Below are 20,737 nucleotides of genomic sequence, written 5' to 3' on the forward strand. Positions count from 1 at the left end.
ACCATGAAACTCTATGCTTTCGCCGCTGCCGTGCTGGCCCTGGCCCTGAGCCTCGGCGGCTGCATCAGCGCGCCAATCGCCTTGACGCCCCAGACCGAGCAACGCCTGCAAGCCCAGGCGCCAATCCGCTTTCTGTTGACCTTCGATGACGGTCCCAGTGCTTCGGGCTATAACAACCCGACCCGCTCGGTGATCGCCGACCTGGCACACAACCCGGTGCTGCCGGGCATCAAGGCCGTGTTCTTTTTACAGACCGAATCCGCGCGCTCAGGCGGCAGTTCACGGGGTCGCAAGACCATGGAACGCGAGTACGCCGGCGGGCATGTGCTGGCGTTTCACACCGCCACCACCTTCCACACCAATCACCGCTGGCTCAACGATGCCGAACTGGAGCGCACTCTCACCCAGGGTGCGGCCGATATTGCCGCCATCACCGGCGCACCGCCGCGCCTGGTGCGCCCACCGTTCTGGAACTACGACCGCCGCACTTTTGCTGCCTATCAGCGCCACGGTATGCAGGTACTGCTCACGGACCTGAGCGCCAATGACGGCAAGATCTGGGGTTTCAATGCCAGCCCACGCCGCCGCGCCAATCTGTATCGGCAACTGTCGGTGGTGCGCGAGCGCATCGCCCTCGGCGAATTGCCCACGGTGGACGGCGTGATCCCGGTGGTGGTGACCTTCCACGACATCAACCGCTACACCGCGCGGCACCTGCAGGAGTACTTGCAGATCCTGTTGGACAGCGCCCGCATCAACGGCATGAAAACCGCCGCAGAGCCTTTCTACACCGACCACCCAGCACTGGAACGCGCCGCCCTGGCCCGTACGGTCAAGGACGTGAATGACACCGTACACCTGCCGGGCGTGTGGAATTGGGTGTGGGATGCGGACTCCCACTGACCCCGTGTGGCGAGCGAACTTCAACCTTGGCGGGATTCAACGCCCAGCTCATCCCACACCGACTCGGCCAGGTGAAAGGTGGCATTCGCCGCCGGAATCCCGCAGTAGATAGCGCTCTGCATCAGCACCTCCTTGATCTCGGCGCGAGTCACGCCGTTGCTGGCGGCGGCGCGCAGGTGCAGCTTGAGTTCTTCGCTGCGGTTCATGCCGATCAGCATGGCGATGGTGATCAGGCTGCGGGTGTGCCTGGGCAAGCCCGGTCGGGTCCAGATATCGCCCCAGGCATGACGGGTAATCATCTCCTGGAACTCGCTGTTGAATTCGGTCAACGCGTTGAGGCTGCGGTCGACATGGGCATCGCCCAGCACTTCCCGACGCACTTGCAGGCCGTCGGCGTAACGTTGTTTCTCGTCCACGAAAAGCTCCTTAGCGGCACAACAGGAATTTAATCACCCGGTCACTGAAAGCAGCACCGGCCTGCACATTGGACAGGTGCGCGGCGTAGAACTCGGCGTACTCGGCAGCCTTGACCTGTTGCTGGATAAAGTGCCCACCCGCTGGCGGCGTGACGGCATCTTCACTGCCGGCGATGACCAGGGTCGGCACCTGGATCGACCCTAGGTTTGCGCGCAAATCCGCATCCCGTACCGCCGCGCAGTTGGCCGCGTAGCCCTGGGGCGAGGTGGCGGCGAGCATGTCGGTGATCAGTTTGGCCTGGTGTGGGTTGGCAGCGGCGAAGTCGGGGGTGAACCAGCGCGCAATCGACGCATCGCGCAAGGCCACCATCGCGTCCGCGCCATCGCGCAGCACCGTCTCGATGCGTGGGTTCCACACCTCGGGCGTGCCGATTTTGGCGGCGGTGTTGCACACCACCAGACGCTGCAAGCGCTCACCGGCGTTAATGCCCAGCCATTGGCCGATCAGGCCGCCCATGGACAACCCGCAAAAATGCGCGCGGCGAATCTGCAACGCATCCAGCAGCGCGAGCACATCGCGCCCCAATTGCTCGATGCTGTACGGCCCCTCGGTCACCAGCGACTTGCCATGCCCACGGGTGTCATAGCGCAACACGCGAAAATGCTCGGTGAACGCCGGGATCTGGGTATCCCACATACGTAGGTTGGTGCCCAACGAATTGGACAGCACCAACACCGGCGCATCCACCGGGCCTTCCAGTTGGTAGTGCAGGTCGCCCTCGGCGAGTTGTACAAAAGCCACAGCAGTCTCCTCAGGCAGTCAATGCAAAATGATCGGTCACGGCGCGGCTGACCCAAGTGTGCGCCTGCCCCAGGTAATGGGCCGGGTCGAGCAGGCGATCCAGCTCCGTGGCGGACAGTTCGGCGGTGATCTGTGGTTCGTCCGCCAATACCGCGCGCAGATGGCGCCCCTCAGCGACCGCCCGCTGACAGCATTGCTCCAGCAGATGGTGCGCGGTTTCGCGGCCCAGGCGCTGGGCGAGCACAATGCTCACCGCTTCGGCCAGCACCAGGCCCTGGGTCAATTCGAGGTTGCGTGCCATGCGCGCCGGGTCGACCTCCAAGCCCTGGCTCAGCAATACCGCCTGCTGCAAGGCACCGGAAACCAACCGGCAAATCTGCGGCAAGGTTTCCCACTCGGCATGCCACAGGCCCAGGCTGCGCTCGTGTTCCTGGGGCATGGCGCTGAGCATCGTGGCCACCAGCCCCGGTGCACGAGTGGCGGCGCTGATCAGGACGGCGGCGCCCACCGGGTTGCGTTTGTGCGGCATGGTGGAAGAACCGCCCTTGCCCGGCGCGGCAGGTTCGAACACTTCCGCCGCTTCGGTCTGCATCAGCAGGCTGATGTCCCGCCCCAGCTTGCCGAGGCTGCCGGCGATCAGGCCCAGCACACTGGCGAACTCCACCAGGCGATCACGCTGGGTGTGCCAGGGTTGATCGGGCAGGCTCAGATGCAGTTCGGCGGCCAAGGCTTCGCCCACCGGCATGGCCTGTTCGCCCAACGCCGCCAACGTGCCGGAGGCGCCGCCGAATTGCAGCACCAGCAAACGCGGTTTGAGTTCGGCCAGACGTTGCCGGCTGCGCGTCACCGCGCCCAGCCATCCGGTGATTTTCATGCCCAGGGTCACGGGTGTCGCATGTTGCAACCAGGTGCGCCCGGCCAATGGCACCGTGGCATAGCGCTGGGCTTGCGCGGCCAGCACATCCCCCAATTGCGCCAGGTCGCTTTCGATCAACACCAAGGCACGCCGCAGTTGCAGGACCAGACCGGTGTCCATCACGTCCTGGCTGGTGGCGCCCAGGTGCACATAGCGCTCGGCGTCAGCGTCCTCGCTGGCAATCAATTTGCCCAAGGCTTTCACCAATGGGATCGCCGAGTTGCCCGCCGAGGCAATCGCCATGCCGAGGGCATCCACGTCGTACAGCGATGCCAGGCACGCCTGGGCAATCGGTGCCACGGCCGCTGGCGGAATCAACCCAACGCGCGCCTGCGCCCGGGCCAGAGCGGCTTCGAAATCCAGCATGCCCTGCAAGCGCCCCTGGTCGCAGAACACCTCGGCCATGCTGTCGGCGGTGAAATAGGCGTCGAACAGTTGGTTGCTCGTGCGCAACGTCATAACTCAGTCCTTACAGATCGTGATGCAGGTATTCCGCCTGTTTCGGCAGACGCAAGCTGAACAGGAACGCCACCGCCATCATGCCAGTCACGTACCAGTAGAAAGTGTTTTCCATGCCCATGGACTTCAAGCCCAACGCCACATATTCCGCCGAGCCGCCGAACAGCGCATTGGCCACGGCGTAAGCCAGCCCGACGCCGAGGGCGCGAACATGGGGCGGGAACATTTCGGCTTTCACCAGGCCGCTGATGGAGGTGTAGAAACTCACAATCGCCAGCGCCAGAGAAATCAACACAAATGCCAGAAACGGACTGGTCACGGTTTTCAACGTCAACAGGATCGGCACCGTGCACAGCGTGCCGAGTGCGCCGAACCAAAGCATCGAGTTACGTCGGCCGATCTTGTCCGAGAGCATGCCGAACAACGGCTGCATGCACATGTACAAGAACAGCGCGCCGGTCATGATGAAGCTGGCCGTCTTGGCGTGCAGGCCGGCGGTGTTCACCAGGTACTTCTGCATGTAGGTGGTGAATGTGTAGAAAATCAGCGAACCGCCGGCGGTGTAGCCCAGCACTGTGATAAACGCGGCTTTGTGATGACGGAACAGCGCGGCCACACTGCCGGCGTTTTTGTCCTGGCGGGTTTCCTGGCTGGTGGTTTCTTTCAGGGTGCGACGCAGCAACAAGGAGATCAGCGCCGCAATCGCGCCGATCACGAACGGAATGCGCCAGCCCCAGGCGCGCAGTTCCTCTTCGCTGAGCAGCTGTTGCAGGATCACCACCACCAGCACGGCCAGCAATTGCCCGCCGATCAGCGTCACGTATTGGAACGAGGCGAAGAAGCCGCGCTGCCCCTTGAGCGCCACCTCACTCATATAAGTGGCCGTGGTGCCGTATTCGCCGCCCACCGACAACCCCTGGAACAACCGCGCCACCAGCAGCAATGCCGGGGCCCAGGCGCCGATATCCTTGTAGGTGGGCAGAAAGGCGATAACTAGCGAGCCGGCGCACATCATCAGCACCGAGATCATCATCGAGTTCTTGCGCCCGTGCTTATCGGCCACTCGACCAAACAGCCAGCCGCCGATCGGCCGCATCAGGAACCCGGCGGCGAACACACCGGCGGTGTTAAGCAGTTGAACGGTGGGATCATCCGATGGGAAAAACGCCGGAGCGAAATAAATGGCGCAGAAGGCATAGACGTAAAAGTCGAACCATTCGACCAGGTTGCCGGAAGAGGCACCGACAATCGCAAAGATGCGCTTGCTGCGTTCTTCGCCGGTGTAATGACTGGTGGTGGTGGTCATAGTGTTTTCACTCAGTGGGAACGGTTATAGCCTAGACACACTTTGCAACAGCCATGTTCCGAAAGCGGTGCCTGAGACGGCCTGATCGGGGGGCAAGCCCCTCCCACATCTTGACCGCACCGCCTATCAACTGTGGGAGGGGGCTTGCCCCCGATCAGGCCCTACCAAACGAATCAATAATCGAAGAACACCGTTTCCTTATCGGTCCCCTGCAAAATCACATTCCACTGATACACACCGTGCGCGTCCGGCTTGGCCACCAAGGTGCTCCGGCGCTCCGCGGGCACACAGGCCAGCAAAGGGTCATCCCCATTCAGTGCCTCGCCTTCGAAATAAATCCGCGTAAGCAAGTGCTTCACCAGACCACGGGCAAACACCAATATCACCAAGTGCGGTGCCTGGGTCGTGCCGTTGAGCCCCGGCACACTACCCGGTTTGATGGTGGTGAAGCGAAACCGCCCTTCGGCGTCCACCGGCACGCGGCCGAAGCCTTCAAAACTCGGGTCGAGGGCTTTGTCCTGCTCGTCCTCGGGGTGGTCGTACTTGCCGGCCGCGTTGGCCTGCCAGACTTCCAGCATGGCGTCATTGACGACCTCGCCCTTGCCATCCACCACTTGCCCGCTGATCGCCACGCGCTCGCCAAGGGTGGCCGGGGTGGTCAGGTCTTCGCGGTTCAGCCAGGTCAGACCAATGTGGTAGTACGGCCCGACGGTGTGGGACGTGGTTGCGTTGAGTGTCATCTTATTTCTCCATCGGCGTGGCATCGCGGCCGCGCAGGACGATGTCCCAGCGGTAGCCGAGGGCATAGGACGGAATGGTTTTTTCCAGATCGAAACGCGCGATCAGGCGTTCCTTGGCACGGGTGTCCGGCACGCAGTTGTAGATCGGGTCGTATTCGAGCAGCGGGTCGCCGGGGAAATACATCTGGGTCACCAAACGCGTCAGCACGCTGGGGCCGAACAGCGAAAAGTGGATATGGGCCGGACGCCACGCGTTGTGGTGGTTGCCCCACGGGTAGGCGCCGGGCTTGATGGTCTGGAACTGGTACCACCCGTCGGCGTCGGTAACGGTACGCCCGGTACCGGTGAAGTTGGGGTCCAGCGGCGCATCGTGCAGGTCGCGCGGGTGGTTGTAGCGCCCGGCCGCGTTGGCCTGCCAGATCTCCACCAGAATGCCTGGCACCGGCAGGCCGTTTTCATCCAGCACGCGGCCATGGATGATGATGCGTTCGCCCTGGGGCTCGCCGTCATGCTGGGCGGTGAGGTCGTTGTCCTTCTCACCGACCCGCTCGGCACCGATGGTCGGGCCGGTGATTTCCGACAAGGAATGGGGCAGAAACACCAACGGCTTGGACGGCGAACGCAGGTTCGTCGACTGGTACGCCGGATGCAGGTATTCAGGCTGGGTGCCCGCCTGGGGGCGCCGGTAACCGGGCTTATCACTCATGGAGCCATCCTCTCTTATTAGACTCAGACGCGTTCGATCGCCAGGGCCAGGCCTTGGCCGACGCCCACGCATAGGGTGGTCAGGCCTTTGCGGCCGCCGGTTTTTTCCAATTGATGCAGGGCCGTCAAGACCAGCCGCGCGCCGCTCATGCCCAACGGATGGCCAAGGGCAATAGCGCCGCCGTTCGGGTTGACCTGCGGCGCATCGTCGGCCAGGCCCAGTTCACGCAGCACGGCCAGGCCTTGGCTGGCGAAGGCTTCGTTGAGCTCGATCACATCGAAATCGCTTACCGCCAGGTCCAGACGGGCCAACAGTTTGCGCACCGCCGGCACCGGGCCGATGCCCATTACGCGCGGGGCTACACCGGCACTGGCCATGCCCAATACGCGGGCGCGGGCCGTCAAACCGTGTTGGCGCACAGCCTCGGCGGACGCCAGAATCAGCGCCGCCGCGCCGTCGTTGACCCCCGAGGCATTGCCGGCGGTGACGCTCTTGTCGGGGCCGTTGACCGGCTTGAGTTTGGCCAGGGCTTCCAGGGTGGTGTCCCGTGGATGCTCGTCGCGCTCCACCACGGTTTCGCCTTTTTTATGGGCGACCCGCACCGGCACGATTTCCTCGGCAAAGTAACCGGCGGCCTGCGCGGCAGCCGTGCGTTGCTGGCTGCGCAGGGCGAACGCGTCCTGGTCGGCGCGGGAGACGTTGTAATCGTCGGCCACGTTATCGGCGGTTTGCGGCATCGCATCCACACCGTATTGGGCTTTCATCAACGGGTTGATAAAACGCCAGCCGATGGTGGTGTCTTCCAGCGTCATGTTGCGCGAAAACGCGGCATCGGCCTTGCCCATCACAAAGGGCGCACGGGACATCGACTCGACGCCACCGGCAATCACCAACTCCATCTCGCCGCTGGCAATGGCACGAAACGCAGTGCCGATGGCCTCCATGCCCGAGGCGCACAAACGGTTGAGGGTCACGCCCGGCACGCTCTCCGGCAGGCCGGCCAGCAGCAACGCCATGCGCGCCACATTGCGGTTGTCTTCGCCGGCCTGGTTGGCACAGCCGAGGAACACCTCATCGACCGCGTCCCATTGCACCGACGGGTTGCGCGCCATCAGCGCCTTGATCGGCAGCGCCGCCAGGTCGTCGGCGCGTACGCTGGATAAACCACCGCCAAAGCGGCCGATGGGGGTGCGAATGGCGTCGCAGATAAATACCTCGCGCATCAGACTTCTCCCGGGGCTTGGCCATGAGCGGCGGCGGTGCGGGCTTCAAGGTCGCGCAGCGCGGTCAGCTCGACCTCAGTGGGTTCGGCGGTGGTGCTGACCTGTTCGGCGAAACGAATCGCCCAACCGGTGGCGGCCACCACCTGTTCACGGGTCACGCCGGGGTGCAGCGCGGTGACCACGAACTCATGGGTGCCCTCCTCCGGCTCCATGACGCACAGGTCGGTAATAATCCCTACAGGCCCTGCGCCTGGCAGACCCAGGCGTTTACGCGAGTCGCCGCCTTCGCCATGGCCGACCGAGGTGATGAAGTCCAGCTTGTCGACGAACGAGCGCGCCGACTGCTTGAGAATGATCAACACGCTCTTGGCCGAGCCGGCGATTTCCGGCGCGCCCCCGGCCCCCGGCAAACGCACCTTGGGCTGGTGGTAATCGCCGACCACGGTCGTGTTGATATTGCCGAAACGGTCGACCTGGGCCGCGCCGAGAAAGCCCACGTCAATGCGCCCGCCTTGCAGCCAGTAACGGAAAATTTCCCCAGTGGGCACCACGGTGTCGGCGGTTTCCGCCAGCTCGCCATCGCCGATGGACAGCGGCAGCACGGACGGCTTGGCGCCGATCGGGCCGGACTCGTAGATCAGCACCACGTCCGGCGATGAGGTCAGGCGCGCCAGGTTGGCGGCCTTGGAGGGCAGGCCGATGCCGACGAAGCACACTGAACCGTTGTTGAGGCGGCGCGCGGCGGCGACGGTCATCATCTCATTGGTCGAATAGGTCATTACTTGGCCTCCGGTGCGGCGGCCAGCTTGGCCTGGAACTCAGTGAAATCGGCAGTGCCGCGGATGTAGTCGTCGATCCATGCGGTAAAGGTCTCACGGTCGCGAGCGATTGGGTCCCACGCCTGATAGAAACGGTTATCCCGCTCGTTGTAGCCATGGGCGTAGGACGGGTGCGCGCCGCCGGGCACATGGCACACCGCTGTCAGGGCCCAGGTCGGCAGCACACAGCTGTTCATCGGCGCGTTCAGGTCGTCGACGATTTCTTCCACGGTGACGATGCAACGCTTGGCGGCCAGCGCGGCTTCTTTCTGCACACCGAGAATGCCCCAGAGCAACACGTTGCCCTTGCGGTCGGCCTTCTGCGCGTGAATCACCGTGACATCCGGGCGCACCGACGGCACCGCTGCCAGCACTTCGCCGGTGAATGGGCAAGTCACGCTCTTGATCAGCGGGTTGACCTTGGGCAAGTCGGAACCGGCGTAAGCGCGCAGCACCGCGAACGGTAGGCCGGAGGCCCCGGCTACGTAAGCATTGGCCAGGTCGGCGTGGCTGTGTTCTTCGATCTCCAGCGGTTGCGGCCACTGTTTTTCGACCGCGTCCCGCAGACGATGCAGGGAGCCTACGCCGGGGTTGCCGCCCCAGGAAAAAATCAGCTTGCGGGCACAACCGGCACCAATCAATTGGTCGTAGATCAGGTCAGGCGTCATGCGTACCAGCGTCAGGTCTTTCTTGCCTTGACGAATGATTTCATGACCCGCTGCCGTAGGAATGAGGTGGGTAAAACCTTCCAGTGCGACGGTGTCGCCGTCGTTGACGAATTGCTTTACCGCATCACGCAGGGCAAGGATTTCAGCCATGGGGGTCGGGCTCCCGATGTTGATCGAAAAAGGCGCTGAGGGCGCGCCGAGTGCTTGCAGATTAAGCCGGGCAAATGGGCCGAACAATCCGATAATCGACTAAGCGTTCGATTATCGAACTGATTGTTGGCAGGCTATCGATCAGGTCGCGTCGGCATGGCTGACCATGCCTTTGATCACAACGGCGGTGGTGGCCAGTGCGGCGGGAATAACCAGGGCGGTGAGCACTTGCTCGAAGTTCCAGCCCAGGCCCAGCAGCGTGGCGCCCATCCAGGCCCCGAGAATCGCGCCGAAACGCCCAATGCCGAGCATCCACGACACCCCAGTGGCGCGGCCTTGGGTCGGGTAGAAGCGCGCCGCCAGGGAAGGCATCGCCGATTGCGCGCCGTTGACGCACATCCCGGCGATCAGCACCAGGGTTGCCAGTAGCGTGATGTTGCCCAGGCTCTGCCCGACCGCGTAGGCAAATACACCGGCCAGCAGGTAAAACGTACCGATGACCTTGTGCGGGTTGAACCGGTCCATCGCCCAGCCCACGCCGACCGCGCTCAATACACCGCCGAACTGGAACAGCGCGCCGATAAACGCGGCCTGCTCCATGCTCGCGCCGCTATCGCGCATCAGGGTCGGCAGCCAACTGGTCAGCAGGTACACGATCACCAGGCCCATGAAGTAGGTCAGCCATAGCAACAAGGTGCCGGCGCTGTAGGTGCCGGAAAAGATCACCGCGAACACGTTGCGTGCCTTCACGGTTTTTTGTTCGGGCACACTGAAATGGGTGGCCTGGGCGACGAGATTGGGTTCGATGGGCGAGAGGGTCCGGCGCACTTTGTCGGTGCCACGGTTGCGTACCACCAGATAACGCGCCGATTCCGGCAACCACACCAGCAGCACCACGGCCAGGATCAACGGCAGAATGCCGCCGATCAACAACAGGCTATGCCAGCCAAACGCGGGGATCAGCTTGGCCGAGATAAATCCGCCGCCGGCCATGCCCAGGTTGAAGCCGCAGAACATGCTGGTCACCAGCAGCGATTTGTGGCGCTCAGGGGTGTATTCGGAGAGCAAGGTGGTGGCATTGGGCATACCCGCGCCCAGGCCCAAGCCGGTGAGAAAACGCAACACCAGCAACTGATCGACGCTGCTGCTGTAGGCCGAAGCCAGGCTGAATGCACCGAACACCAGCACCGCGCCTACCAGCACGACTTTGCGCCCGAAACGGTCGGCCAGCGGGCCGGAGCCCAGGGCACCGAACACCATGCCGATCAACGCGGCGCTCATCACCGGGCCAAGGCTGGCGCGGTCGATGCCCCAGTCCTGGGACAAAGCCGGCGCGATAAAGCCCATGGCCGCTGTATCGAGGCCATCGAGAAACACGATCAGGAAACATAGGATGACCACGCGCCACTGATAGCGCGACAGTGGCTGGCTATTGATAAAGGACTGCACGTCCAGAGAAGTACCGACAGAAGGCTGATTCATTATTTTTATTCCACACCGATGGCGGGCTGACGGCCTGGGGCCGTCATTCTTATTAAAGGGCGCTGGAACAGCGCTGCCGCACATTAATAAGCCGGGGGAAACACCGTCAATTGATCAGACCGGGATCTGTGCGGTCACCGAACACTTAGGCAAACAGCTGCGCACTCAGCTCGCGGCTGGCGCTGAGCATATTGGGCAAGAAACGCTGCTCCAGCTCGCTGCGACTGACCCGCCCGGCGTGGGTGCTCACATTCAGCGCCGCGAGCACTTGGCCGGAGGCGTCATACACCGGCACGGCGATGGAGCGCAGGCCCTGTTCGAGTTCCTGATCGACGATGCACCAGCCCTGCTGACGCACCTGTTGAAGGCATTCGAACAAGGCTTGAGGCGTGGTAAGGGTACGGCTGGTTTTGGTTTGCAGGTCGGCGTGGTCGAGATAATCCTGTAGCGATGCGTCGTCCAGCGCTGCCAGCAGGATGCGACCCATGGAGGTGCAATACGCCGGCAAACGCCCGCCGACGGAGAGGTCCACAGAGATCAGGCGCTGAGTGGTGGCCGAACGGGCGATATAGAGGATGTCGTCGCCTTCGAGGGTTGCCATGTTGCAGGCTTCATGGAGTTGCTCGCTCATGCGATCCAGATAGGGCTGTGCCGATACCGCCAGCGGCGTGGACGACAGATAAGCGTGGCCCAGGGTCAGCACCTTGGGCAGCAACGAATAGGTGCGTCCGTCAGTGGTGGCATAGCCAAGCTTGATCAGGGTGTGCAAGCAACGGCGCACGGCGGCACGCGGGATTTCGGTGCGATGGCTGATCTGGGCGATGGTCAGGTGGCGTTTGCGCTCCTGGAAGGCTTGCACCACGGCGAGGCCGCGGGCCAGGGAGGTCATGAAGTCGGGATCACCGGTAAACGCCTGGATGCGTTTTGCCGGCGAGGCAACGATCGGAGGGGCTACGGACGCGAAAGAATTGCGCAATTGATCGTTCATCTCGATGCCTTCTCTTATTGTCAGCCGCACGGGGAGGTTTGCCGGGTATTACAAGCCGCGCCGGCCGCGTGATACAAGGTAGGGCCGACGACATCGTGCGATTATCGAACGAGTATTCGATTATCGCAATTCGCCGCGCCTCCCCCGGGGGTTCCGCGCTCAACCTGATGGTTCTGCAAAGACTTATACAAATGATCTTGGCCGTTAAAGCAAATGCGGACTTTCTGACGCCAGACATTTATTAATACTCACACGTGGGTGTAACAAAACACTCACACACCGTTGAAGCTTTTTAACTTCATACCGATAGTGTTATTCAGATGCGCCGCTATAATGCACCGTGTGCTCAGGCCCATTCGACGTTGCTAGCGCAACCGGGCCCGAAACCGTGCACAGGCAGTGCATGACCGAGCGCAACTACTTGCCTGAATGACCGCCGCGTCTGTCTTCTGTATTTTCAAACTTGAACACGACAACGGTTCAACTTTGAACAATCCGGGACGGCCATCAGGCATGACGCTTGAACTTAAATACACTCAACTCATTTAGGTAACAATGTGACGAAAGATGAACTGCGCGCGGAACTTGAGCGCCAGGAACAACGTTACAAGGACGTTTACGGCGGGGAAGTCACCACCTACGCCGCCCAGCCTGAACCTGAGCGCAAACCGTGGCGCAAGCGCGCCAGCCTGCTGGATCAGGCGTTTGCCCAGGAAATCCAAAAGATAGAACAGGAACTCAAGGCCGAAGAGCCATAAGCGATTCGGTTACAGCCTGGGTGTGGCATTGGCTGCTGGCGTATGGCTAGCAGCCGGCTTCTTGGCATCTCACCACTCACAGTAAAATTTCATACAAATGTTTCCGACATGACATTTTGGTGACATTCCCCCTCCTCGCACGCCCTCTGCTTTATAAATCAAACACTTGCCAAAGCCCCGGAATCCTTGGGATACACGCCGTCCCTGGGTATTTTTTCATTGATGAATGTTACCGATGAGCAGCTAGTGCATCGATTACCGAGGTTTTCTGGCATAATCGCGCCCCCTTACGACCGGGTCAGAAAACCTTCATGATCGATTTATTCAGCGGACTGGATGCGTGGGTTCTAGTGAGCCTGTTGCTCGCCCTGGCCTTTGTCCTCGCCTTCGAGTTCATCAATGGCTTTCATGACACCGCTAACGCGGTGGCCACAGTCATCTATACCAAAGCCATGCCGCCACACCTGGCCGTGTTCTTCTCTGGGGTGTTCAACTTCCTCGGCGTGTTGCTCGGCGGTGTGGGTGTCGCTTACGCCATCGTGCATCTGCTGCCGGTGGAGCTGCTGATCAATGTGAATACCGGCCATGGTCTGGCCATGGTCTTCTCATTATTGGCGGCGGCGATCACCTGGAACCTCGGCACTTGGTATTTCGGCATCCCTGCTTCCAGTTCCCACACCTTGATCGGCTCGATCCTCGGTGTCGGCCTGGCCAACGCACTGATCAACGATATCCCCCTGGCTGACGGTGTGAACTGGCAGAAAGCGATCGATATCGGTGCCTCCCTGGTGTTCTCGCCGATGGCCGGGTTCCTGGTCGCGGCCCTGGTGCTCATCGGCCTGAAGTGGTGGCGCCCGCTGTCGAAGATGCACAAGACGCCGGACCAGCGCCGCAAGCTCGACGACAAGAAGCATCCGCCGTTCTGGAACCGTCTGGTACTGGTGATCTCGGCCATGGCCGTAAGCTTCGTGCACGGTTCCAACGATGGCCAGAAGGGTATCGGCCTGATCATGCTGGTGCTGATCGGTATCGTGCCGGCGCAGTTCGTACTCGACCTGGGCAGCACCACTTACCAGATCGAACGCACCCGCGACGCCACCGTGCATTTGAGTCAGTTCTATCAGCGCAATAACGAAACCCTCGGCGAGTTCCTGGCCCTGGGCAAAAGCATGAAGGACGACCTGCCGGGCAAGTTCCAGTGCAACCCGCAACAGACCGAGCCGACCATCAACGCGTTGGTCAACACCTTGAAAGGTGTGTCCGACTACCATTCGCTGAGCGCCGATCAACGTATCGAAGTGCGTCGCTACCTGCTTTGCCTGGACGACACCGCGAAGAAAGTCGGCAAGCTGCCAGGCCTGGATGCCCGTGAGAAATCCGACCTCGACAAGCTGCGCAAAGACCTGACCGCCACCACCGAGTACGCACCGTTCTGGGTGATCCTGGCCGTTGCACTGGCCCTGGGCCTGGGCACCATGGTTGGTTGGAAGCGCGTAGTGCTGACCATCGGCGAGAAGATCGGCAAGCAAGGCATGACCTACGCCCAAGGCATGTCGGCGCAGATCACCACGGCGAGCATGATTGGCCTGGCCAACATCTTTAGCCTGCCGGTGTCGACTACCCATGTGCTGTCGTCCGGCGTTGCCGGCACCATGGTTGCCAACAAAAGCGGCCTGCAAGGCGGCACGGTCAAGACCATCCTGATGGCCTGGGTGCTGACCTTGCCGGCGACGGTGGCGTTGTCGGCCGGGTTGTTCTGGCTGGCGTCCAAGGCGCTGGGTAGCTGATCGCCCTGCGCTGAATAAAGAAGGTGCGGCCTCGCAGGAGGACCGCACCTTTTTTTATGGCTGCGCATTAATGCCAGGCATAAATAACAGGCAAAAAAAAGGGCGACCGAAGTCGCCCAAAATGCCTTGCGTGCTCATGTAACCCGGAAAGACTTAAGGTTTTTTACGCTTATGCGCGTCTTTCCAGATAAAAATTCCAAACCCTACAAAGAACAACACCATGAGGCTGACCGTCAGCACTCCGGCAAACACCACATTATCGATAAACATGACCGGCCTCCTGTGCTTGCCCTGTTGCGATGGGGCTAAGTTAATGGAGAAGGCACATTGGAAAATTGACGGGGATCAATGTCGCCCGCAACGGGGCGTAAAGGAGGGAAATAACTGACCTGCATCAATAGATGCAGGTCATTTCAACGCTTTTTAGGTTTGTTTTTTGGTTTCTTCTTGGCTTTTCCAAGGGGCATGGCCTGTTCGAATGCCTGGCGAACTTCATTCAGACGTTTCTCGTTAAGGTCATGCACCCGCTTGGCGCGTTCGGCATTCAGGTCGATCAGCTTGGGTTCATCACTCATGGCTTGGCTTTTGTGGTGGCGGGAATGCCCCAATAATGCGGCCAACCCCGCCCCACGGCAAATCAGCGAACGACAAAAGGCAGGCCATCGACCAAGATCGGCGCATCTGCCCAACCGTTCGAGGTGCATTCAGGTGGCACTGCACAAAGACCTTCCGCCGTTGCCGGCCCTGCGAGCGTTCGAAGCCGTGGCACGCACGGAAGTTGACTTGGGCGAGCATCAATCGGGCTTGATCGCCTTCACGCTCGACGACTGAGATGGGTTCGAACTCAAACGGCGGTTGGGCTTGCTGGGCATCAACATTGGCGCCAACGGCGTGGCCTACAGCCGTGGGACATGCAGGCACGGGGCCTGTCCAGCATTGCGCGCATCTGCGTCTGCCCGCTCAGCGACGATGACGATGACGATATCGATGCCCTGCTAAACGCCCTGCGGGCGTTGCGTCGCTAGACTTCGACGTCCACCCACAGGCCCTGGCGGGGCGCGTCCTCAATCAGCGGCACTACCGGCACAGTATTATCGGCGTTGAGCAGATCGCCGGGGATGGCCAGGTGCTGCTCGGGATCTTCATCCGCCTCGCGCCGACGCTTCTGCTGCTCCTGCTGACGACGTTGTTCCTCGCGCAGCAGAAAAGTGGATTGTTCCGCATCGCCCTTTTTCAGATCGATCGTGCTTTCGTTGGAGCCTTGTTGCACGGGCACCACGGGCGGGATATCCGGCTTCTGGCGCACCGGATCGAGTTGTGACGTGACCGGCACAACGCTGACGGGCAACATGGGTGGCAGCATAAGTTTTCATCTCCTGATCTCAGGCTGTCGGCGTAGTGCGGAGCGACTTGAGCGCCACGGTTTGAAGCTGTGACCCAGTCGACACTCGCAAGTGCCCGCCACCCGTCGATTCAGCGCCCAAGGCAGCATGCAAACGGCGTAGTTTTTGTCAGAGTCCTTGGGCGGTGGACCTTGTTCCGTTAAGATAGTCGGCTTTTTCACGGCGGGAGTCAGGCAGCATGGCGCAGCAGTATCAACCGGGGCAACGCTGGATTAGTGACAGCGAAGCAGAGCTGGGGTTAGGCACCGTTCTGGCACAGGACGGCCGCTTGTTGACCGTGCTCTATCCGGCCACTGGCGACACCCGCCAGTATGCGCTACGGAATGCGCCTCTGACCCGTGTGCGGTTCTCGCCGGGCGACTCCATCACCCATTTCGAAGGCTGGAAAATGACCGTGCAGGAAGTCGACGACGTCGACGGTCTGCTGGTGTATCACGGCCTCAATGGGCAGAACGAGCAGGTCACCCTGCCGGAAACCCAACTCTCCAATTTCATTCAGTTCCGCCTGGCCAGCGACCGGTTGTTCGCCGGGCAGATCGACCCGCTGGCCTGGTTCTCGCTGCGCTACCACACCCTGGAACACACCAGCCGCCAACTGCAATCTTCGCTATGGGGCCTGGGCGGCGTACGTGCGCAACCTATCGCGCACCAACTGCATATCGCCCGTGAAGTCGCTGACCGTATCGCGCCGCGGGTATTGCTGGCCGACGAAGTGGGCTTGGGCAAAACCATCGAAGCCGGCCTGGTGATCCATCGCCAGCTGCTGTCGGGCCGCGCCAATCGCGTGCTGATCCTGGTTCCGGAAAACCTCCAGCACCAATGGCTGGTGGAAATGCGCCGCCGCTTCAACCTGCAGGTTGCGCTGTTCGACGAAGAACGTTTTATCGAAAGCGATGCCACCAACCCATTCGAAGACACCCAGCTCGCGCTGGTGGCCCTGGAATGGCTGGTGGACGACGAGAAAGCCCAGGACGCGCTATTCGCCGCCGGCTGGGACCTGCTGGTGGTCGACGAAGCCCATCACCTGGTGTGGCATGAAGACAAGGTCAGCCCGGAATACGCGCTGGTCGAGCAACTGGCCGAGGTCATTCCCGGCGTGCTGCTGCTGACCGCAACCCCGGAGCAACTGGGCCAGGACAGCCACTTCGCGCGCCTGCGCCTGCTTGACCCGAACCGCTTCCATGACCTTCAAGCCTTCCGTGCCGAGAGCGAAAACTATCGCCCGGTGGCCGAAGCCGTGCAGGAACTGCTGGACAAGGGTCGTCTGTCGCCGGCCGCACACCAGACCATCCACGGCTTCCTCGGCAACGAAGGCGAAGCGCTGCTCACCGCCGTCAACGATGGCGACACCGATGCCAGCGCCCGTCTGGTGCGTGAGCTGCTGGACCGCCACGGCACCGGCCGCGTGCTGTTCCGCAACACCCGCGCCGCGGTGCAGGGGTTCCCGGAGCGCAAGCTGCACGCCTACCCGCTGCCGAACCCGGACGAATACCTCGAACTGCCCCTGGGCGAGCACGCCGAGTTGTACCCGGAAGTCAGCTTCCAGTCGCAGCCGGATATCGACGAAGAAAACCGCTGGTGGCGTTTCGACCCACGGGTCGAGTGGCTGATCGACCAGTTGAAAATGCTCAAGCGCACCAAGGTCCTGGTGATCTGCGCCCACGCTGAAACCGCCATGGACCTGGAGGACGCCCTACGCGTGCGTTCCGGTATTCCGGCCACGGTGTTCCATGAAGGCATGAACATTCTTGAGCGTGACCGCGCCGCCGCCTACTTCGCCGATGAGGAATTCGGCGCCCAGGTGTTGATTTGTTCGGAAATCGGCAGTGAAGGCCGCAACTTCCAGTTCGCCCACCACCTGGTGCTGTTCGATCTGCCGTCCCACCCGGACCTGCTGGAGCAGCGGATCGGCCGTCTGGACCGGATCGGTCAGAAACATGTGATCGAACTGCATGTGCCGTACCTGGAAACCAGCCCGCAGGAGCGGCTGTTCCAGTGGTACCACGAGGCGCTGAACGCCTTCCTCAACACCTGCCCGACCGGCAACGCCTTGCAGCATCAGTTCGGCCCGCGCCTGCTGCCGCTGCTGGAAAACGCCGACGATGGCGAGTGGCAAGCGCTGATCGACGAGGCCCGTGCCGAGCGCGAGCGTCTGGAAGAGGAACTGCACACCGGTCGCGACCGCCTGCTGGAACTCAACTCCGGCGGTGCAGGTGAAGGCGATGCGCTGGTGGAAGCCATCCTGGAGCAGGACGATCAGTTCGCACTGCCGATCTATATGGAAACCCTGTTCGATGCGTTCGGTATCGACAGCGAAGATCATTCGGAAAATGCACTGATCCTCAAGCCCAGCGAAAAGATGCTCGACGCCAGTTTCCCCTTGGGCGACGACGAAGGCGTGACCATCACCTACGATCGCGACCAGGCGCTGTCGCGCGAAGACATGCAGTTCATCACCTGGGAACACCCGATGGTGCAGGGCGGCATGGACCTGGTGCTGTCCGGTTCCATGGGCAACACCGCCGTGGCGCTGATCAAGAACAAGGCGCTCAAACCCGGCACCGTACTGCTTGAACTGCTGTATGTCAGTGAGGTGGTGGCGCCGCGTTCGCTGCAACTGGGTCGCTACCTGCCGCCGGCGGCCCTGCGCTGCCTGCTGGACACCAATGGCAACGACCTGGCCGGTCGAGTGTCGTTCGAAACCCTCAACGATCAATTGGAAAGCGTGCCACGGGCCAGCGCCAACAAGTTCGTACAGGCCCAGCGTGATCAACTCACCCCGCGCATCAACGCCGGTGAAGAGAAGATCACCCCGCGCCATGCCGAACGCGTGGCCGAAGCCAAACGTCGCCTGGCGGCGGATACCGATGAAGAACTGGCGCGCCTGACCGCCTTGCAAGCGGTCAACCCGACCGTACGCGACAGCGAACTGGTTGCCCTGCGCCAGCAGCGCGAGCAAGGCCTGGCCATGCTCGACAAAGCTGCGCTGCGTCTGGAAGCGATTCGGGTGCTGGTGGCGGGTTGATGACTCTCCTGCCCTGGTGACCTTATCGGGGGCAAGCCCCCTCCCACATTGATCTGTGATCGACATGACAACTCGGTCAACTGTGGGAGGGGGCTTGCCCCCGATGGCATCACCTCAGTCTCAAGCGGTCGCGGCAACAGCCGGCACTTCAACCGCACTTAACCCCTCCTTCATCCGCTTGGCATCCCGCACAAAACTGCGCGAGGCCTGGAACAGAAACAGCATCGTCAACAACAGCGCCACCGGAATCAGGTACATGGCGTCGTGCAACCCCACGGCCTTGTAGGCTTCCGTCATCTGTTGCGCCCCGTCCGCATACATCGCCGAATGGGCAAAGTAGTCGGACAAACCGCCCACCACAATCGGCCCCATGCCGCCGCCCAGCAGGTACAACCCAGCAAAAAACAGCGCCATCGCCGTAGCCCGCAGGCGCGGTTCCACCACGTCTTGAATCGCGGTGTAGACACAGGTGTAGAAGTTGTACGCAAACAACCAGCCAACGCTGAACAGCGCGATAAACACGCCGATTTCAATGCGCCCGGCATGCAGGGCCCAGGCGGTAGTGACGGTGGAAATAATCAAACTGCAGGCGGCGAACAACAGCCGACCATTGGCAATCCGCTGGTGAATCTTATCGGCGATCCAGCCGCCCAGGGTCAGACCGACCAGGCCGGTCACACCGACGATAACCCCAGTGGCCACCGCCGCGTCTTGCAACGGCAGCAGAAAATAGCGCTGCAACATCGGCACCAGAAAGGAATTGCACGCGTAAGTCGCGAAGTTGAAGCACAGCCCGGCCAGTACCAGCCACAGGAATGTCGGCACCGCCAGCACACGGCGGATCGGGCGGTCGACACGCGTCTGCGACACCTGCACAGTCTCGGCCGCGCCACGCTTGGGCTCTTTGATATAGAACATGAACACCGCCAGGATCAGCCCCGGCACTGCGGCAATAAAGAACGGCGCGCGCCAGCTGTCGAACGCCTTGACCATCGCCCCGATGGTAAAGAACGCCAATAGCAGGCCCAACGGTAGACCGAGCATGAATATCCCCATGGCGCGGGCGCGGCGGTGCGCTGGGAACAGGTCGCCAATCAGCGAGTTAGCGGCCGGTGCGTAGCTGGCTTCGCCGATGCCGATGCCCATGCGCACCAGCAGAAAACTCCAGAAACTACCTACCAAGCCGTTGACCGCCGTCAGCCCGCTCCAGGCAAACAGGCCCCAGCCCATCAATTTGCTGCGCGAACCGGTATCGGCCAGACGCCCCAGGGGCAGGCCGGCGATGGCATAGACGATGGTGAAGGCGGTGCCGATGATGCCGAGCTGGAAGTCGCTCAGGTGCCATTCCATGCGAATGGGTTCGATGATGATCGCCGGGATAGTGCGATCAAAGAAATTGAACAGGTTGGCGAGGAACAGCAGGAACAGAATGCGCCAGGCATTCGCCGCTTGGGTCGAGTTCTGCATGGGTCCGTCTCTTTTATTGTTATGAGAGCTGCGATGCCCGCTGCATCCTGCTCAGGTTCCTGCAACATAGTCACGCTGGCGGTGGTTGTCTGTAATGATTCGTAAAGCTGATAGGACGTAATTTCACCCGGCGCTGCGGGACTTTGCGTACGCAAAATATATGTGCGCCCCCCTCTTCCCAATGGCGATGGCGTGGATAGAATGGCGAGCCTTCCTGTAGTGCCCCTATCCCACTTTTCGTATCGATGACGCCCATGTCCGAAGCCAGTCCGTGTCTGAGTTGCGGTGCCTGCTGTTCCTATTTTCGCGTGTCATTCTTCTGGGGCGAGTGCGCCTCGTCGGGGGGCACGGTGCCCGATGATCTGGTGGTACAGATCAACCCCACCCGCGTGGCGATGATCGGCACCGACCAAAAGCCCGCGCGTTGCTGCAGCCTAGAGGGCCAGGTGGGCGAAGGCACCCGTTGCACGGTCTACGAACAACGCTCCAGCGTCTGCCGCGAGTTTGAATCGTCTTGGAGCCAGGGCGTGCAGAACGTCGACTGCGATGCTGCGCGCGCTGCGTTCGGCCTGGCGCCGTTGCCAGCACCGTTCGAAGTGGAGCTTCCCATCAGCGCTTAGCATCAAACGCTATGAACGGCATGCCGAAATGGTCCAGAGCAAAGTGCCATTAGCCATGGAAAATCCCGCGAGGCTTCTATACTCGACCTCATAGGTCATC

Annotated in this window: 20 protein-coding genes and 1 pseudogene; 6 read left to right on the forward strand and 15 right to left on the reverse strand. The window is 61.6% G+C overall.

Annotated elements, in window-relative coordinates; all coding sequences use genetic code 11:
• Positions 1-3 precede the first annotated feature (3 nt).
• Positions 4-903 carry a polysaccharide deacetylase family protein gene (locus ACFZPT_RS04635; protein ID WP_047881517.1) on the forward strand — a complete coding sequence of 300 codons (900 nt, stop codon included), beginning with the start codon at positions 4-6 and terminating at the stop codon, positions 901-903.
• Positions 904-923: 20 nt separating this feature from the next.
• On the opposite strand, the gene pcaC is transcribed toward ACFZPT_RS04635, so the two are convergent.
• The 11 genes from pcaC to pcaR all read right to left on the reverse strand — a co-directional run bounded on the left by pcaC (position 924) and on the right by pcaR (position 11,577).
• Positions 924-1,319, reverse strand: a complete 396-nt coding sequence (pcaC, locus tag ACFZPT_RS04640) for a 4-carboxymuconolactone decarboxylase (RefSeq protein ID WP_034096321.1) — start codon at positions 1,317-1,319, stop codon at positions 924-926.
• 10 nt (positions 1,320-1,329) lie between these two features.
• Positions 1,330-2,121, reverse strand: coding sequence for a 3-oxoadipate enol-lactonase (pcaD, locus tag ACFZPT_RS04645; RefSeq protein WP_034096320.1), 792 nt, complete (start codon positions 2,119-2,121; stop codon positions 1,330-1,332).
• Positions 2,122-2,131: 10 nt separating this feature from the next.
• A complete protein-coding gene (locus ACFZPT_RS04650; RefSeq protein WP_099312673.1) occupies positions 2,132-3,496 on the reverse strand; it encodes a 3-carboxy-cis,cis-muconate cycloisomerase in 1,365 nt (454 codons plus the stop codon).
• A gap of 10 nt (positions 3,497-3,506) precedes the next feature.
• A complete protein-coding gene (locus tag ACFZPT_RS04655) occupies positions 3,507-4,802 on the reverse strand; it encodes an MFS family transporter (protein WP_034096318.1) in 1,296 nt (431 codons plus the stop codon).
• Between the two features lie 173 nt (positions 4,803-4,975).
• Positions 4,976-5,542 carry a protocatechuate 3,4-dioxygenase subunit alpha gene (pcaG, locus tag ACFZPT_RS04660; RefSeq protein WP_034096317.1) on the reverse strand — a complete coding sequence of 189 codons (567 nt, stop codon included), beginning with the start codon at positions 5,540-5,542 and terminating at the stop codon, positions 4,976-4,978.
• Between the two features lies 1 nt (position 5,543).
• Entirely contained in the window at positions 5,544-6,248 is a 705-nt protein-coding gene (pcaH, locus tag ACFZPT_RS04665; protein WP_034096316.1) for a protocatechuate 3,4-dioxygenase subunit beta, read from the reverse strand.
• A 23-nt stretch (positions 6,249-6,271) separates the two neighbouring features.
• The gene (gene pcaF / locus ACFZPT_RS04670; protein ID WP_173603576.1) at positions 6,272-7,474 is read right to left on the reverse strand and encodes a 3-oxoadipyl-CoA thiolase; all 1,203 of its coding nucleotides are present in this window, start codon (positions 7,472-7,474) and stop codon (positions 6,272-6,274) included.
• Positions 7,471-8,250: a CoA-transferase subunit beta gene (locus tag ACFZPT_RS04675; RefSeq protein ID WP_047881519.1), complete on the reverse strand. Its 780-nt coding sequence runs from the start codon at positions 8,248-8,250 to the stop codon at positions 7,471-7,473. The genes pcaF and ACFZPT_RS04675 overlap by 4 nt, the downstream gene beginning before the upstream one ends.
• On the reverse strand, positions 8,250-9,107 hold the full coding sequence (locus ACFZPT_RS04680; protein WP_034096313.1) for a CoA transferase subunit A: 858 nt from the start codon (positions 9,105-9,107) through the stop codon (positions 8,250-8,252). The genes ACFZPT_RS04675 and ACFZPT_RS04680 overlap by 1 nt, the downstream gene beginning before the upstream one ends.
• A gap of 141 nt (positions 9,108-9,248) precedes the next feature.
• The gene (locus ACFZPT_RS04685; RefSeq protein ID WP_034096312.1) at positions 9,249-10,589 is read right to left on the reverse strand and encodes an MFS transporter; all 1,341 of its coding nucleotides are present in this window, start codon (positions 10,587-10,589) and stop codon (positions 9,249-9,251) included.
• A 145-nt stretch (positions 10,590-10,734) separates the two neighbouring features.
• On the reverse strand, positions 10,735-11,577 hold the full coding sequence (gene pcaR, locus ACFZPT_RS04690; protein WP_034112318.1) for a pca regulon transcriptional regulator PcaR: 843 nt from the start codon (positions 11,575-11,577) through the stop codon (positions 10,735-10,737).
• Between the two features lie 557 nt (positions 11,578-12,134).
• Between pcaR and ACFZPT_RS04695 the strand changes: the two genes are divergently transcribed.
• Positions 12,135-12,335: a hypothetical protein gene (locus tag ACFZPT_RS04695; protein WP_003172389.1), complete on the forward strand. Its 201-nt coding sequence runs from the start codon at positions 12,135-12,137 to the stop codon at positions 12,333-12,335.
• A 311-nt stretch (positions 12,336-12,646) separates the two neighbouring features.
• The gene (locus ACFZPT_RS04700; protein ID WP_034096310.1) at positions 12,647-14,122 is read left to right on the forward strand and encodes an inorganic phosphate transporter; all 1,476 of its coding nucleotides are present in this window, start codon (positions 12,647-12,649) and stop codon (positions 14,120-14,122) included.
• A gap of 153 nt (positions 14,123-14,275) precedes the next feature.
• Here ACFZPT_RS04700 and ccoM read toward each other — a convergent pair whose 3' ends face one another.
• Both ccoM and ACFZPT_RS04710 read right to left on the reverse strand, forming a co-directional pair.
• The gene (gene ccoM, locus ACFZPT_RS04705) at positions 14,276-14,392 is read right to left on the reverse strand and encodes a cytochrome c oxidase subunit CcoM (protein ID WP_034096309.1); all 117 of its coding nucleotides are present in this window, start codon (positions 14,390-14,392) and stop codon (positions 14,276-14,278) included.
• Positions 14,393-14,535: 143 nt separating this feature from the next.
• Positions 14,536-14,697: a hypothetical protein gene (locus tag ACFZPT_RS04710; RefSeq protein ID WP_094064713.1), complete on the reverse strand. Its 162-nt coding sequence runs from the start codon at positions 14,695-14,697 to the stop codon at positions 14,536-14,538.
• Between the two features lie 205 nt (positions 14,698-14,902).
• Between ACFZPT_RS04710 and ACFZPT_RS04715 the strand changes: the two are divergent.
• Positions 14,903-15,147: pseudogene (locus ACFZPT_RS04715) on the forward strand (aminotransferase); the annotation flags it as partial.
• Here the strand turns inward: ACFZPT_RS04715 and ACFZPT_RS04720 are convergent.
• On the reverse strand, positions 15,144-15,485 hold the full coding sequence (locus ACFZPT_RS04720; RefSeq protein WP_034096307.1) for a hypothetical protein: 342 nt from the start codon (positions 15,483-15,485) through the stop codon (positions 15,144-15,146). The pseudogene ACFZPT_RS04715 and the gene ACFZPT_RS04720 overlap by 4 nt on opposite strands.
• Before the next feature lie 218 nt (positions 15,486-15,703).
• Between ACFZPT_RS04720 and rapA the strand changes: the two genes are divergently transcribed.
• On the forward strand, positions 15,704-18,550 hold the full coding sequence (gene rapA / locus ACFZPT_RS04725) for an RNA polymerase-associated protein RapA (RefSeq protein ID WP_034096306.1): 2,847 nt from the start codon (positions 15,704-15,706) through the stop codon (positions 18,548-18,550).
• A 120-nt stretch (positions 18,551-18,670) separates the two neighbouring features.
• On the opposite strand, the gene ACFZPT_RS04730 is transcribed toward rapA, so the two are convergent.
• Positions 18,671-20,017: an MFS transporter gene (locus ACFZPT_RS04730; RefSeq protein WP_034096305.1), complete on the reverse strand. Its 1,347-nt coding sequence runs from the start codon at positions 20,015-20,017 to the stop codon at positions 18,671-18,673.
• A gap of 254 nt (positions 20,018-20,271) precedes the next feature.
• On the opposite strand from ACFZPT_RS04730, the gene ACFZPT_RS04735 reads away from it, so the two are divergent.
• Positions 20,272-20,637, forward strand: a complete 366-nt coding sequence (locus tag ACFZPT_RS04735; protein ID WP_099312675.1) for a YkgJ family cysteine cluster protein — start codon at positions 20,272-20,274, stop codon at positions 20,635-20,637.
• The last annotated feature ends 100 nt before the right edge of the window (positions 20,638-20,737 follow it).

It is taken from the genome of Pseudomonas sp. MD330_10, from assembly GCF_042610415.1.
Taxonomy (GTDB): Bacteria; Pseudomonadota; Gammaproteobacteria; order Pseudomonadales; family Pseudomonadaceae; genus Aquipseudomonas; species Aquipseudomonas rhodesiae.